Genomic DNA, 14,678 nt, shown 5'->3' with positions numbered 1-14,678 from the left:
ATATTATGATTATTTATAGTAGTCATCGTTTTTCTTTAGCCACCAATTCATATTATCTTGTCGTTTAAATCGGAATGCTTCTAGTTTTTTAGCAACACTCTGATTGTGCTGTCGTGCGGTATCGAGCGCAAAAAGAATAGGAACTGAAGACAAGACGCCAAAACGTATCTTAGATTTCGGTAAATCTAGCCCATCACCAATATCATCGCCAACTAACGTACGTGTCACGCTGGCATTGACCATTTCAACGAAGCGTCCACGTCTATTGTCTTCGCCCATAAGCTGGCGTGGTAAGTCATGTAGCGCTTTTGCCAGTGGTTGTCCCATCTTAAAATCAAGCTGTTGGATGGAAAGGTAGGTATAGAGCCACTCCCAACAGGCTGCCTCGTCTTTTGGCAACCGATCCAAATCAACGCCCATCCAGTAGCTGGCCAGATTCCATAAATGCAAAATCCCCTCCGCTTCCTCGGTGCTGATGCGTGCACCTAGCAATCGCAATCCGCGCATAATCAATAATGAGAACTGTAAATGCGTAGCAATCATATCGGTTTGATTGATCGGAATGCCCCAATAGTCAGTATTCCAGCTGCCATCAGGATTACGGTGCTGATCTACCTCTGCTATGACGCCAGTGGCAGCATTGCCTTTACCTTTCAGCAGGTTTTGACGTACTAAGGTATGAATTTGACGCACCTTGATAGACTGTCGCCAGCCTTCAGAGCCAATAGCTAGCACTTCATCAATAGGTTTTTGGTCATTGCTCATGCTCGACTGAGGATGTTCAGAGACAGCCAAGATATAAGCATAGGTGCGCATCAAGCGCGGTAGGGCATCGTGCATCAATGCGCCAGTCTGAATCAGTGGCAAAGACAGAGCAGGGATGCTATAGCCTGCCATCAATGCGACATTACGCAATAGCCAAATGAGCATGAGTGGATAACGGCGATAGGCGACCGCACCAATTTGCGCCAGTTTGGGATCGAACCAATCAGGATGGCTGCCAAACTGCGCTGTTAACGTATTGAATGAGGTGTTTTGTGTAAGGTCACTATCTACTTTTCCATCGATGATTAGTTGCTGTAATGGCTTTGCAAAACGGATACCATCATTAGCCAATGCATCTGCTAGCGGGTCGCCAATATCGTATCCTGCGACTATTTCATCTAATAAGTCTTGTGAGATGACAAAGTTTTTGGGTAATAAATAGCGTTTGATGCGTTTTAGGACTTGTAGGTCGCTGTGGTCATCTATCGCAGTGGTACGCCCATGACGTAGATAAGACTCTACTGACGGCTGCTTGTGGGGTAAGGTGCTATCAGTTGCTGTTTTATTGATGTCGATTGAATCCATATTTATCAAGTGCCGTTATGGTTGGACTTTCTCAGCACGCCCTAATGTCCATTGTTCTGATTTAATGAGTCCAATTGCCTTTGCCTGTCATCGATACGACGTTTGATTTGGCGTCGCTCATCAGCGAGTAATAGTAAACGTGCACGCGCTTCTTTTTCGTTGGCAAAGCCTAGCATCGCACCACCTTCCAATTTATCGAATTCTTCTTGGTACTCTTCTAACAGTCTTTTGTCACTATCTAGTTGATTCTCTAGATTATAGTACTCTAAACCACGCTGATTGGCTTGTTGTAGCGTACTCGCTATGGCGACTGGACAGACATTATTGAGCTTGCGTCCGCGTCTGCCAAGGTTATAGGCATTGTCAGTGATGCAGTATTGTTTGAGCCCTAACTGGCGACCACGCTCCCATGCTTGATAGTCAGGAGCCACACTGGCCTTGGCACAGGCTTTGGCATGTGATGCTAAGCGGTCTGATTGATAGCCTGCAACGCCATCATTATAGCCGATAGCTTGCCAGTCGCCGATGAGGCATTCTTGCTTAGAGAGAGTGGCACATCCTGATAGTAGAGAAATGCTACCGATGATAGCCATACTTGACGAGAGTCGCTGTATAAACCGTCGCATCCTTGTCTCCTATAGCGATGAGCCACTTATGAGCGATATAGCAAATAAGTGGCTTGCCTTATTATCAATGCGGACGAGTCAAATCAACTGACGTACCACTTACATTGTCTTTCAAGCTGACTTTGAGCATTAAGTAACCTGCCACACCAGAGACGATTGAACCCATGATAATACCTAAGCGCTCATCGAACAGCGCAGTTTCGCCAGCGAATGCTAAGCCACCGATGAATAAGCTCATGGTAAAGCCCACACCGCATAGTAAAGCAGCACCGTAAACCTGCTTGTAGTTCATGCCTCTAGGCATCGTTGAGATACCAAGTTTAAAGATTAACCAGCACATGACCATGACGCCAACTTGCTTACCGATGAATAGACCAGCAGCGATACCTAGCGGGACAGAATGGAACAATTCTGCCAATCCTGCACCTTTGAGTGATATGCCTGAGTTGGCAAATGCAAACAATGGCAAGATACCAAATGCAACGGTATTGTGTAGATCATGCTCTAACTCCTCAAGCGGAGAGTGCTCAGGATCCGTACGGTCAAACATAGGAATAAACAGTGCTAAAACCACACCAGCCAAGGTAGCATGAATACCAGACTTGAGTACGGCGACCCACATAATCACACCGATGAGTAGATAAGGCGTGATACTAGTGACATTGCGGCGATTAAGGATATATAGGAAAGGCAGACATAACGCTGCTAATGCCAATGACTGTAAGGACAAATCGCTGGTATAAAATAAAGCGATAATCAAAATCGCACCGATATCATCAAAGATAGCAATCGATACTAAGAATACTTTTAGGGAGTTGGGAACGCGGTTACCTAGTAAGCTTAAGATACCAAGCGCAAATGCAATATCAGTGGCCGCAGGAATCGCCCATCCTTTCCAAAACTCAGGCTCATTATAGTTAAAGAGTAGGTAAACGATAGCGGGGGCAATCATGCCGCCCAATGCCGCACCAGCGGGTAGTATGATTTGTTTGACGTTAGATAGCTCGCCAATTAAGACTTCGCGTTTGAGCTCAAGGCCAACTAAGAAAAAGAAAATCGCCATTAGACCATCGTTGATCCAGTGATGTGCGTCTTTAGCGATAGCAAATTCACCGATTTGGATAGCAACAGGGGCATGGATAAAGCCTTCATACCACGTATTAAGAGGGGAGTTAGCAATAATCATTGCAGCAATCGCAGCCAATGCTAAGACGATACCACCTGCCGCCTCAAACTCAAAAAACGCCTTAATCCTTCGTATTGCCATATCATCCTCATTTGCTAAATACAATTTACTAAATAGTTCAATAACTTCAAATATCTATACTACTGCTCTCAACGATATAGTAGCCAGACAAGAACAGTTTCTCATACTCTTATTAATATACACAACAAAATACGTCAATCAAAAACTATTAGCTCAGCATATTAGTAATAGCGATGCGACAAATTTGAGGTCATAGATAAAAATACAGCCAGTCGATACAATCTTTAGTCAGACTGTTTTTATCTTGCGTATTTGGTAAGTGGTTAGACAAATTTAACAGACTTTGCCATGTTTTTGGTTTTTTTTAGCCCTTTATCTCTATAATGAGCGACATTAGTAAAATCAATAGCTACCCTAAAAGCTACTTCAACAGCAACTTTAATAGCAATGCTCATAGCAGTATTTTAAATCTAACTTCCAAAGCCGATTTTTAGGGCTTTCTTTTTTTATTATAAATTTTGCAGGTCAGAGTCATGGACTTATCACTTTCATTAGAAGTCATTTTAATGCTTACGGCTGTGGCAGCGTTGGCAGGGTTTATTGATGCCATCGCGGGTGGCGGCGGTTTACTGACCATACCAGCCATGTTGCTTGCTAATATCCCACCAGTACTCACGCTAGGTACCAATAAGCTACAAGCTGCATCAGGTGCGCTTGCAGCGTCTATTACGATGATTCGAAAAGGTGTCGTAAAGCCACAACGCATAAAGGTGGGCATTATTGCTGCTTTTATTGGTTCCGTTATCGGTACGATTGCCGTTCAGATGTCGCCACCGGATTTGCTCGAAAAGCTGATTCCGTTTTTGATTGCCGCTATTGGTATCTATACATTGTTTGCACCTAGACTGGGTGAAGTAGAGGCAGCACCACGCATATCCGAAAGTAAATGGCAAAAAGTCGTTGCACCAATCATTGGTTTTTATGATGGCTATATTGGGCCAGGCACTGGTATGTTTTTTGCGCTTGGTAATGTGGCATTGCGCGGTCGCCAGATTATAGAAGCGACAGGCGCCGCAAAAGTATTGAACCTATCTACCAATGTAGGCTCGTTAATCTTTTTTATCATAGGCGGTAATGTCTTGTGGAAAGTAGGGCTGGCGATGATGGTTGGACAAACAATAGGGGCGTACTTTGGCTCTCATATGGTAGTCAAGGGCGGTAGTAAGCTGATTCGTCCGATGATTGTGGTGGTGTGTTTGGCGATGATTACTAAATACGTATTTGGCTAATTAGTTGTTGGTTTTACTGGTTATTGATTATAAAAAACCTCAGCCAATTTTGACTGAGGTTTTTATTTTATGGACGTCTCTTTAGCAAGCGTGGTTAGCTGCGACGATCGACATCATCGTACTCGCTACCCATGATGCCATCACTAAAGACTTCTGAGAATTCGCGCTCATTATCTTCATCAATATGACCGTCAAACACGTCTTTGGCACCAGCATTAGGGTCGTTATAAATGGCTACATCCATTTTACCTTCTGATTTTGCTACGATAGCTGTCACAGCAGCATCACCACCAACGTTCACAGCAGTACGTAACATATCAAGAATACGATCCACACCTAAGATTAAGCCAATACCTTCGATAGGCAGACCAACTTGTGCAAATACCATTGATAGCATAATCAGACCAACACCCGGTACACCAGCGGTACCGACAGAGGCTAATACTGACATCAAGATAACGGTTAGATATTCGGTCACACCCAAATCAATACCATAAATATTGGCAATGAATATGGTCGCTGTACCTTGCATGATTGCCGTACCATCCATGTTGATGGTGGCACCAAAAGGAACGGTAAACGAGGCAACAGAGTTATTCACACCCATACGCTTAGTAACGGTACGCAAGGTAATAGGAATCGTTGCGTTCGAGCTTGAGGTACTGAATGCAAAAATCTGTACTTCACGCATTTTTGCCAAAAATGTTTTGATTGATAAACCTGAAGCGACTTTTAGGACAATCATCATGGTGATAAAGAAATGGAACGCCAATGAACCGATCAATACAGCCACATAACCAAGCAATGACCAAATCAAATCTAAGCCAAGCTCTGCCATGGCTTTGGTTAATAGTGCAAAGACACCATAAGGTGCTAGGTTCATAATGATGGTCACCATTTTTAAGATGACTTCATTGATTAGCTCTAAACTTTTAACCAAGCCTTTGGCAGGCTTGCCTACCATCAAGATACTAACGCCAATCAGAATCGCAAAGAAAATGATCGATAACATATCGCCATTGGCCATCGCGCTGATAGGATTTGATGGGATAATGTTAGAGAAAACATCTAGCAATGGCGGCGCTGAAGCTGCTTCAAATTCTGCTTTTGTCTCGACATTCATGCCTTTGCCAATACCAAACAGAATACCAAGTCCAATCGCAGTGGCAATCGCCAATGCTGTGGTCATCATGTATATCATAAACGTTTTGGTACCAATACGACCCAGTAGGCGTATGTCACCAATACCGCAGACACCGCAAATCAATGAGATAAGTACTAGCGGTACGACCAACATTTTGAGGGAGTTAACAAATAGCTTGCCAATAATAGCGAGGAAGCCATTGGTTATATAGGTATTAACAAAGCTGCCTTCAGCGTTTAGTCCTGAATAGTTTATAAACAAACCCAGTATGATACCGAGCGCCATGGCAACCATGATCTTGCCTGTCAGTCCCATATTTTTCCACATAACCTCTATCCTTTCGTGTACAACGTCCAATGGCAGGTATGATAATAAATCAATGCGTAAATGATTGCTGTTTCTACACCCGATCTTGCTACGTCTATAAATTTTGATTGGTCACTTTATGTCAGGCTCTCAAACAATATAAAATAATTGTTAAGGTTACTGCAACATTTTTTTATGATTCAGCCGAGATAAACCTGATAATAGAGCAGTTTATAAGGCTACCCACGGTTTTAAGAGAGCAGATAATACTGTTTTTTTCCGCCAATGATAAGCAAAAGTTTTTGTTTGTAACCAAAAAAAAGACTGCCCAAGTTGGACAGTCTTTTTAAGTTAAACAATAGTTATGTAGTATTTGAGAACTTTACCTCTTGAGTAAGGTCACATTCATATATTACCGTGTTTACACGTTATCGCTCTCATCGCGACGCAGACCGTCTCGCCACTTGCTATCGGATACAGATGATTTTGCTACGTGATCCTCTACTGGTGAGTTTTCGGCGCTATCCAGATGATTGGATTTTTGTACGCTATCATTCATGGCTTCCAAATGGTCAGATTTGTAAGTGCTATCCACGTTATCAGAATCTTCAGCGTTGTACTGATTGAGACGATGGTTATTACTCATGCGTTCGCTCAAATGTGACTCTGCGTCACGGTAACGAGGATCGAGGGCTTCTGTCTCAGGATCTGATTCATTGAAATCTGTCTGCAAGCTCGTCTCTTTAGCAGTGTCTTGCTCACTGACCATTGCGACATCACCATCACTTTCATAGCCATGATTGGGATTGGCATCGCCGGTCTGCTCGTTAGCACGATGAGACGTATCAAGATCATCATCTGCAACATCGTTATCCGTTGCAATGCCATTTCTCGCTTGTGCAGCACTTTTCAGTTGTGCATAGTCAGTCAGTTGCTGTACCGCATTGTCGAGACTGTGAGGGTTAGGGCGTTCTTGAGCTTGCGATAGGTGCTCATCGAACACATCGGTCAATAATGAGTCAAAACGGATAGCATTATACTGGATGAGCACTTCCGCTTCTTCTTCAGTGATGTCTTCGTTTTGACTGGCATAAACCACATGATCTTCAAACGTCAGCCCTTCGAAGCTGTCTTTGTGCTCGGCCTTTTTAAACTTCTGCCATAGTGGCTCGATATGGATAAGCGTTTGATAAGCATACTCCATACGCCCAGTCACATCATCCTCTTCAGTATTATAATAAACCATGGTTTTTAGATAATCGCGGAACGGGTTGGCCTCAAAGTCATCCATAAAGGTGTCACCCAATTGGCGTTTAAGCTCATCGCTTGGCGGCGTAAAGATGCGACCTGTTGGGAAAGTCACAAAGCTGACCAATTTGGCTGCCATACGATTTGGGAAGTTATCAAAGAAAGATAAAAATGCTTCTTGAATGGTGTATAAGCTATTTTGCAAGGCAACTTCAGCATGTAAACGTTCAGACTTTGATTTGGTGCCATGTTCATAAAACTGCAAAATAGCCGTTGCGATGAATAAATGACTATGAATATCGGCTAAGCGACCAGAGAGCATTTCCTTACGTTTTAAGTCACCAGCCAACAGTCCTAGCGCCATATCAGCCGTTAGGGCAAAGCCCGCGCTTAAGCGGTTAATGTGTTTGTAGTAGGGGCGGGTAAAGCTATCCGAAAAACTCGGTGCATGATTACTACCACCGACATACCCTGCGACGAAGGCTTTTGCCCCACGATTAAAAGTGTAGCCCAAATGTCTAAAGAAAAGCGTATCGAATTTTCGAGTCGCACCTTCTTTATCTTTGCTCTGTAGCAGTTGTAGCTCATCAAATAGATACGGATGGCAGCGCATGGCACCTTGACCAAAGATCATCAATGAGCGGGTCAGTATGTTAGCACCCTCAACCGTGATAGAGACCGGAATCGCTTGATACGGCGTCGCCAAAAAGTTACGTGGCCCCATCTGTACTGCTCGTCCACCAGCGACATCCATACCATCGTTGATCACACTGCGCATGGTCTCAGTGGCATAGTATTTCGCCATGGCGGTCATGACTGACGGCGTACCACCTTGGTTCAATCCGCACGTAACGAGATGGCGAAAAGCTTCTAGCATATAGGTATTACTGGCCATACGGCTGGTGGCGTCTTGTACGCCTTCGAATTTGCCAACAGAGATTTTAAACTGCTCACGAACCTTAGCAAAAGCACCAACAGACAGATACGTCATCTCACTGGCTGAGGTTGAGAGTGCAGGTAGAGAGATGCCGCGACCAACGCCCAAGCATTCCATCAGCATGCGCCAACCGCGACCCGCATTTTCGACACCGCCGATGATGTAATCTAATGGGATGAAGACATCTTTGCCATCGACTGTACCATTCATAAATGGCGAGCCAATCGGGTTGTGACGTGGCCCTGTGATGACGCCTTGATGGTTGGCAGGAATGAGTGCACAGGTAATACCGTAATCGGTTTTTTCAGAATCTCCGAGCAGGCCTTCTGGGTCATGCATTTTGAATGCTAAGCCCACGACTGTGGCGATAGGTGCCAACGTAATCCAGCGCTTTGAGAAGTTCATCCGTAGGCCGAGTACTTGCTCGCCTTCATGCATGCCGTAACAAACCACACCTGTATCAGGAATAGCGCCTGCATCTGAGCCTGCTTCAGGACCCGTTAGACCAAAGCAAGGTACTTCCTCACCTTTGGCAAGACCGGGTAGCCAGCGTTGTTTTTGCTCATCCGTACCATAATGCATCAACAGCTCACCAGGGCCGAGCGAGTTTGGCACCATACAGGTTACAGCGGCTGTAGGAGAGCGAGAGGCGATTTTACTCATGATACGGCTTTGCGCATACGAGCTAAAGTCTAGACCACCAAATTCTTTAGGAATAATCAGACCTAAGAAGCCATTGGCTTTAATAAATTGCCACGCCTCAGGCGACAGGTCTTTATCTTCATGCTGAATTTTCCACTCATCAAGCATGGCACACAGCACTTCTACTTCATTGTCTATAAAGCTTTGTTCTTCTTCTGACAGTTCTGGATACGGATAATTGGCAAAAGTGTCCCAGTTAGGCGCACCCATAAATAGCTCTTTTTCCCACCAGCTCGTGCCCGCGTCAAGTGCCTCACGTTCGGTATCACTCATGCTCGGCATCGCGCCGCCCAATGCTTTATAGACAGGCTTGGTAATCAGTGACTGACGAAGAGGGGCTACGAGTAGTACCAAGCACAGCAGCGCTATCGGCACACCTAATATAAGTGACCATGGACTGATAACGGCAGTAACGATGACAGTAACAAGGGCAGTAATACTGCCAGTGACACGTGACAGGGACAACAAAAAGATGGCCAAAACCATGGCTAATTGAATGATGATTGCCAAAATAAATAAGCCAATTGCCATGACTGTCTCCTTTGTAACGCTGAACCAAAAGCGTGAGAAATGTAGGTGTAAAAATGTTTGAATCTATATAGTTGTTATTTTTCGGACATTTAGTGGTTTTATAGCTAGGTTAAGCCAACTACCAATAATTGGCTTTGAAGCCCAATTAGGAAAAGACACATAAAAGATAAAGATAGCCATCAATATGAAACAGTTGTCGGCGACTATCAACGGTTAAAATGCTACGCTGTGTCGATAATATGTATCAAGCTGCATAAAGTATATAGCTAGTGCGACCAAAGACCAAATAAGTCAGATAAAACTACCCAAAAGGTGCCAAACAGCTTTCGGCATAGGATAGAGTATCGTTGCGTCCGACGATGATATGATCGACTAAAGATATGTCTAATAAATCACAGGCCTTTTTTAGCTCATAGGTGAGTAAGTTGTCAGCTGTCGATGGCTTGGAGTCTGTATGAGGATGATTGTGTGCGATGATTAACTGGCTAGCTGCATGACTCAACGCGTGGCGTAGTACATGCTTCATGCAGACGGAGCATGATGAGATGCCGCCTGTGAATAGTATCTCAAAGTTTAACAGGTTGAGAGCATTGTCCAGACAAAGAACGGCAAAAACTTCACGATGCTCACCGCGCAACTGGGTGCTGATATAATCTTTGACTGCTTGAGAGTGCCCAAGTGCTTGGCCTGTTTTGAGCTGACTGTCTAGATAGCGCGTACCCATCTCAAGCGAGGCTAATATCTGTGAGTATTTTGCAGGGCCGATACCATGACAGGCTAGGACAATATCTTGCGGGGCTGCCAATAGTTCTGCTAAGCTACCAAACTGCTCGATCAAATGACGAGCCAGTTCAATCGCTGACTGAGATTGGGTGCCTGTACGTAGAAATATGGCTAATATCTCTGCATCAGACAAATGAGCCGCACCAAACTTCAACAACTTCTCACGTGGTCTGTCATCTTCATGCCAGTCTTTGATCGCCATTATCACTCCTTGAAAATGGATTGCTGCTAGAGATATTTGGTAAATATCGAAATTCTTACCCAACTTATCTCATAATTGTTACTATAAGCGCAATTTTATCTTTCAACTTTTTTATTGTTGCCATGCTTATGTCTAATATTGTGCTTGCTATCACTGGCGGTATCGCCGCTTATAAATCTGCTATATTTGCTCGCTTATTAATTAAAGCGGGCTTTAATGTGCGCGTCATTATGACCACAGGTGCACAGGCCTTTATCACACCGCTGACCCTACAAGCGTTGACTGGTAATGAGGTGCATATCTCACTACTGGACGAGCAAGCAGAAGCAGGGATGGGGCATATTGAATTGGCTAAATGGGCAGATTTAATCGTCATTGCGCCAGCCTCGGCCAATACGCTCGCACGTCTTGCGATGGGTATGGCGGATGATCTGCTAACCACCGTTTGTCTTGCTACTACCGCACCTGTCATTGTCGCCCCTGCAATGAATCAGCAGATGTGGGCGCATCCAGCGGTAAACCTGAATGTGCAAACGCTGGGCGACATGAATTATCATGTGATACAGCCTGCAAGCGGTGAACAGGCTTGTGGTGATGTAGGAGCAGGGCGACTACCTGAGCCTGAAGAGCTATTGGCCGAAGTATTATTATTCAATGCCATGCAAACGACACCGCAACTACTTGCAGGCAAGCGAGTGGTGATTACCGCTGGGCCGACAGTAGAAGCAATTGATCCGGTTCGCTATCTGTCTAATCACTCTACCGGAAAAATGGGTTTTGCTTTAGCGCGTGCTTGTGTGGCTGCTGGTGCCGAGGTGATTTTGATCACAGGTGGTAAGGTGGCACTGCCTACACCGCTTAAAGTCACGCGTATAGATGTTTTATCTGCGCAAGATATGCTGACTGCCGCGCAGCAATGTGTGGATGGTACACATAGCGAGCTACAATACATATCTGAAGACGAGCATGACCACGACCACGATCATGGTCATCATCATGACCACTCACACGAACATTCACACGACCACCATGGTGATTGCGATTGCGGGGACGAGCAGGATGATGTCACGGTTAGCACCGATGATAATGTGAGAGTCGCTGATATCTTTATTGCGACGGCTGCTGTTGCTGACTACCGTACGGAAGAGGCTGCTCCGCAAAAAATCAAAAAAACGCAAGATGCCATGGCGCTAAAATTGGTTAAAAACCCTGATATTTTGGCCACTATCTCTCTTGCTCATCCAGAATTGTTTGTCGTTGGTTTTGCTGCAGAAACCCAAGATGTCGAGCACTACGCTCGTGGTAAGCTTATTTCCAAAAACTTAGATTTGATTGCTTGTAATGATGTCTCACGGGCTGATATTGGCTTTGCTAGTGACGATAATGCTATGCAGGTATTTTTCTCAGAGCGTTATGAGAATGATAGCGTCATGCTTGAAAAAGCAAGCAAAGATAAGATTGCTGAGCAACTGGCTAGTATCATCGGTGAAACAGTTTGGCAGCGCCATAATAGCTAAGATATGCGTTCAATCTAAATAAGACAGTATGTGATGCGCCAAAACGAAACTGGCTAAGTCCACATCGAACGGCATTAAGGACAGGTAATATGAAAATATTATCTGTCCTTAGTTGCTTTACTTGACTAAGATTTATTGCGTTTTTATCGCCATTATTGAAATTAGGGCAGTCATTAATGCTGTCGCTATAAATGTAAATATAAAGCCGCGAGTGGTATGACATATGATGGAAATGGCGGGTAACGATAGCACGCAGATGCTAATACTGACTTTGATTTTTGCAATGGCGTCGCTGCTGCATGGTATTAGCGGGCTAGGTGTGACGTTGGTGACGACCACAGCTCTTGCGAGCATTTACCCGTTACCACACGCAATCGTGTTGGTTATTTTCCCCTCTATATTACTCAATGCGATGACTTGGTTGTCTGGTGGTGGCCGTACGATTTGGCAAAACTTTACTTATTATGGCAGGCGTTATTGGTTACTGGCATTGACCAGTTTACTTGGCAGTATATTGGGTGCCAAGTTATTACTGTGGATAGATAGTGCTTATATTTTATTAACATTGGCAGCGGTTATTGCCTTTTATGTCATCAGTAGTTTACTTGGCAAACAAATACGTCTACCAGATACCAAGCCTGTGCTGATTATGGTGGGTTTTAGCGCCGGCGTTATTGGCGGTGCGACCAATGCCATGTCGACCATCCTAATGATGTATCTGCTGTCTGCTAGCGATGATAAAAACACCATCGCGAAAGTCGGCAATATGTGTTATTTCTTGGGTAAAGTTGCCCAGATTATCGTACTACGTGAACCGATTATGGCGTTGACCAGTGGTGAGTGGCAGCTGATTACTTTGCTTAGTGTGATATCTATCGTCACTCTTTTGGTTGGTATTCGCCTGCGTCGTTACTTACCGCAAGCTCGTTTTCGTCAGCTTATTTTATTGATTGTCACGGTGCTTGGTATTCGTGTGGGCTGGCAGGTGATTACGGCACTTTTGTAGTAGCCAACTCTTTAAGTTGGCATAGGTGCGGTTTACTTACCAAAGAATATCTGCTGCGCCAGACGGAAAGTATTGCAGTGCGCTTCAACCACATCTTCGATATCTTCTGAATAGCCACCACCCATCACGATAGCAACAGGGATGTTGGCGGTTTTTGCTTGCTGCAACACATATTCATCACGCGCTTTGCAACCCTCCATCGTCAAGCCAAGCTTCCCTAATTTATCAGTGGCCAATACGTCTACCGCAGACTGATAAAAAATCATGTCGGGTGCAAACTCTTTTATCAAGCGCGGTAGCGTATCCTTTAATATCTGTAAATACTCGGCATCACCTGTATCGTTATCTAGCTCAATATCTAAATCTGATATTTGCTTGCGAAAAGGATAATTCTTTGCTCCATGCATACTGAACACAAAAACGCGTGGCTCATCTGCCATGATGCTAGCGTTGCCATTACCTTGATGTACGTCTAAATCAATAACCAAAATATTTTGTGCCAATCCGCGATCTAATAATAAATTGCTAGCAATACAAACATCGTTAAAGACACAAAACCCTTCGCCATGATCGGCAAACGCGTGATGTGTGCCACCTGCGACATTCATTGCCATGCCATATTGCTGTGCATATAATGCGCATTCATAGGTGGCATGGGCAATATAACGACCACGCTCTACCAGCTCTGTTGTCATCTCAAAACCGATGGCACGGGCTTCTTTTCGTGGTAACGTTTGCGTTTTCAGTTGATACCAGTAGTCATGCGTATGGGTGGTCAAAATCTCATCTTCACTTAAACGTGCCGGCGCAAAAAAGTTATCGGTCGTGATAGTCCCTTCGGCCACTAAGCGCTCAGGAATCATGGTGTACTTCTGCATAGGGAAGCGATGCTTTTCAGGCACTGAGTAACGAAAAATATCAGAGTAAGCAATTTTTAGCATAAGGGCGATGATTTTCTAAACGGGTGAGTGGGACAGTTAGGTAAATGGCTAACGATAGCTATAGTTCTATTGCACAAACTGCGTGGGCAAAAAGAACGAGCGAGCGTCTGCTTGTTGGTGTAGCTCTGCAAGTAATGTTTGCATGTCTTCTGCAGGGTCTTGATTATTGATCAAATCACTAAATAACTCATGGGCGACAGTGGTCATAGCAACCACACTTTGTAGTAAGTGTTCGATAAGCGCCTTGTCGATATCAACTGCTTCGACATCGATGGCAGTTTTGTAGCGTATTTCTCCGTCATTGACATCCATCTCCAAGTTACCAATCATCATGTTGTAATTGATTTGAGTGATTAGTAGCATCGCAGCGCTTTGATGACTCTCTGGGATTGAAAATGGCAAAATACCATAGACGGCCAGCAGTTTGTTTTGCTCCTGCCAACGAAATAGATAAGCAGAGATCAATTGTTTATGACGCATCGAAAAAGACAAATGGTGCGATTGCTGTTCATCATTGGCTTTCGGGCGATGGTAAGTATAGTGCCATTTTTTGGTATGAAAGTACTGTTTCAAAAAGTCGATAATAAGTGTGTCATGTTGTTCGGGTTTTTCTTTCTCTAAGCTTAAAGCATTAGTTTGTACATGCTTGCTTTCATTTTCAGTGGTAGAGTTAGAATCACTCTTATTATGGTTGTTATGCGAGTCATTATGGTCATGTGAGCCACTATAACCATTAGTTATATCATCATTACTCATATCAGTGTCAGCAACAGCCTGCGGTGTAGCGGCAGTCAATAACTGTTTGAGTTTTTGCCACAAGCTGAGTTTAGTTGTTTGGCTCATAATTATAGGTTGCTGATCAATAAGTGAATGATAATAGCGTCTGCTG

General features: G+C 44.2%; 11 protein-coding genes. 3 read left to right on the top strand and 8 right to left on the bottom strand.

Translation table 11 applies throughout. The features are described 5' to 3' along the window. Positions 1 to 9: 9 nt before the first annotated feature. The 3 genes from DFP82_RS12520 to nhaA all read right to left on the bottom strand — a co-directional run bounded on the left by DFP82_RS12520 (position 10) and on the right by nhaA (position 3,243). Entirely contained in the window at positions 10 to 1,350 is a 1,341-nt protein-coding gene (locus DFP82_RS12520; protein ID WP_110924054.1) for an oxygenase MpaB family protein, read from the bottom strand. A gap of 41 nt (positions 1,351 to 1,391) precedes the next feature. Continuing rightward, positions 1,392 to 1,976, bottom strand: coding sequence for a DUF2799 domain-containing protein (locus DFP82_RS12515; protein ID WP_110924053.1), 585 nt, complete (start codon positions 1,974 to 1,976; stop codon positions 1,392 to 1,394). 64 nt (positions 1,977 to 2,040) lie between these two features. Further along, the gene (nhaA, locus tag DFP82_RS12510) at positions 2,041 to 3,243 is read right to left on the bottom strand and encodes a Na+/H+ antiporter NhaA (protein WP_110924052.1); all 1,203 of its coding nucleotides are present in this window, start codon (positions 3,241 to 3,243) and stop codon (positions 2,041 to 2,043) included. Between the two features lie 473 nt (positions 3,244 to 3,716). Between nhaA and DFP82_RS12505 the strand changes: the two genes are divergently transcribed. Then, on the top strand, positions 3,717 to 4,472 hold the full coding sequence (locus tag DFP82_RS12505; RefSeq protein WP_110924051.1) for a TSUP family transporter: 756 nt from the start codon (positions 3,717 to 3,719) through the stop codon (positions 4,470 to 4,472). A 94-nt stretch (positions 4,473 to 4,566) separates the two neighbouring features. Here the strand turns inward: DFP82_RS12505 and DFP82_RS12500 are convergent, their stop codons facing one another. From DFP82_RS12500 to radC, 3 genes are all read right to left on the bottom strand, one after another. Then, the gene (locus DFP82_RS12500) at positions 4,567 to 5,943 is read right to left on the bottom strand and encodes a dicarboxylate/amino acid:cation symporter (protein ID WP_110924050.1); all 1,377 of its coding nucleotides are present in this window, start codon (positions 5,941 to 5,943) and stop codon (positions 4,567 to 4,569) included. A gap of 400 nt (positions 5,944 to 6,343) precedes the next feature. Continuing rightward, a complete protein-coding gene (locus DFP82_RS12495; protein ID WP_110924049.1) occupies positions 6,344 to 9,340 on the bottom strand; it encodes an acyl-CoA dehydrogenase in 2,997 nt (998 codons plus the stop codon). Between the two features lie 301 nt (positions 9,341 to 9,641). Beyond that, positions 9,642 to 10,325 (bottom strand): RadC family protein, encoded by a 684-nt coding sequence (gene radC / locus DFP82_RS12490; protein WP_110924048.1) that lies wholly within the window; start codon positions 10,323 to 10,325, stop codon positions 9,642 to 9,644. Positions 10,326 to 10,453: 128 nt separating this feature from the next. Here radC and coaBC point away from each other — a divergent pair, with 128 nt between their 5' ends. Both coaBC and DFP82_RS12480 read left to right on the top strand, forming a co-directional pair. After that, positions 10,454 to 11,842 carry a bifunctional phosphopantothenoylcysteine decarboxylase/phosphopantothenate--cysteine ligase CoaBC gene (gene coaBC, locus DFP82_RS12485; protein ID WP_110924125.1) on the top strand — a complete coding sequence of 463 codons (1,389 nt, stop codon included), beginning with the start codon at positions 10,454 to 10,456 and terminating at the stop codon, positions 11,840 to 11,842. Between the two features lie 223 nt (positions 11,843 to 12,065). Continuing rightward, positions 12,066 to 12,848 carry a sulfite exporter TauE/SafE family protein gene (locus DFP82_RS12480; RefSeq protein ID WP_110924047.1) on the top strand — a complete coding sequence of 261 codons (783 nt, stop codon included), beginning with the start codon at positions 12,066 to 12,068 and terminating at the stop codon, positions 12,846 to 12,848. Between the two features lie 32 nt (positions 12,849 to 12,880). Here DFP82_RS12480 and DFP82_RS12475 read toward each other — a convergent pair whose 3' ends face one another. After that, entirely contained in the window at positions 12,881 to 13,789 is a 909-nt protein-coding gene (locus DFP82_RS12475; RefSeq protein WP_110924046.1) for a histone deacetylase family protein, read from the bottom strand. A 66-nt stretch (positions 13,790 to 13,855) separates the two neighbouring features. Beyond that, positions 13,856 to 14,632: a YbjN domain-containing protein gene (locus DFP82_RS12470; RefSeq protein WP_110924045.1), complete on the bottom strand. Its 777-nt coding sequence runs from the start codon at positions 14,630 to 14,632 to the stop codon at positions 13,856 to 13,858. Between the last annotated feature and the right edge of the window lie 46 nt (positions 14,633 to 14,678).

The organism is Psychrobacter fozii, assembly GCF_003217155.1.
Taxonomy (GTDB): Bacteria; Pseudomonadota; Gammaproteobacteria; order Pseudomonadales; family Moraxellaceae; genus Psychrobacter; species Psychrobacter fozii.
Note: the sequence above shows the minus strand (reverse complement) of the source record. Positions and strands in the feature narration are given on the sequence as shown.

Bases quoted from the DNA above. Each gene is read 5' to 3' on its own strand.
- DFP82_RS12520 (WP_110924054.1), bottom strand. From the start codon at position 1,350: ATGGATTCAATCGACATCAATAAAACAGCAACTGATAGCACCTTACCC.
- DFP82_RS12515 (WP_110924053.1), bottom strand. From the start codon at position 1,976: ATGCGACGGTTTATACAGCGACTCTCGTCAAGTATGGCTATCATCGGT.
- nhaA (WP_110924052.1), bottom strand. From the start codon at position 3,243: ATGGCAATACGAAGGATTAAGGCGTTTTTTGAGTTTGAGGCGGCAGGT.
- DFP82_RS12505 (WP_110924051.1), top strand. From the start codon at position 3,717: ATGGACTTATCACTTTCATTAGAAGTCATTTTAATGCTTACGGCTGTG.
- DFP82_RS12500 (WP_110924050.1), bottom strand. From the start codon at position 5,943: ATGTGGAAAAATATGGGACTGACAGGCAAGATCATGGTTGCCATGGCG.
- DFP82_RS12495 (WP_110924049.1), bottom strand. From the start codon at position 9,340: ATGGCAATTGGCTTATTTATTTTGGCAATCATCATTCAATTAGCCATG.
- radC (WP_110924048.1), bottom strand. From the start codon at position 10,325: ATGGCGATCAAAGACTGGCATGAAGATGACAGACCACGTGAGAAGTTG.
- coaBC (WP_110924125.1), top strand. From the start codon at position 10,454: ATGTCTAATATTGTGCTTGCTATCACTGGCGGTATCGCCGCTTATAAA.
- DFP82_RS12480 (WP_110924047.1), top strand. From the start codon at position 12,066: ATGATGGAAATGGCGGGTAACGATAGCACGCAGATGCTAATACTGACT.
- DFP82_RS12475 (WP_110924046.1), bottom strand. From the start codon at position 13,789: ATGCTAAAAATTGCTTACTCTGATATTTTTCGTTACTCAGTGCCTGAA.
- DFP82_RS12470 (WP_110924045.1), bottom strand. From the start codon at position 14,632: ATGAGCCAAACAACTAAACTCAGCTTGTGGCAAAAACTCAAACAGTTA.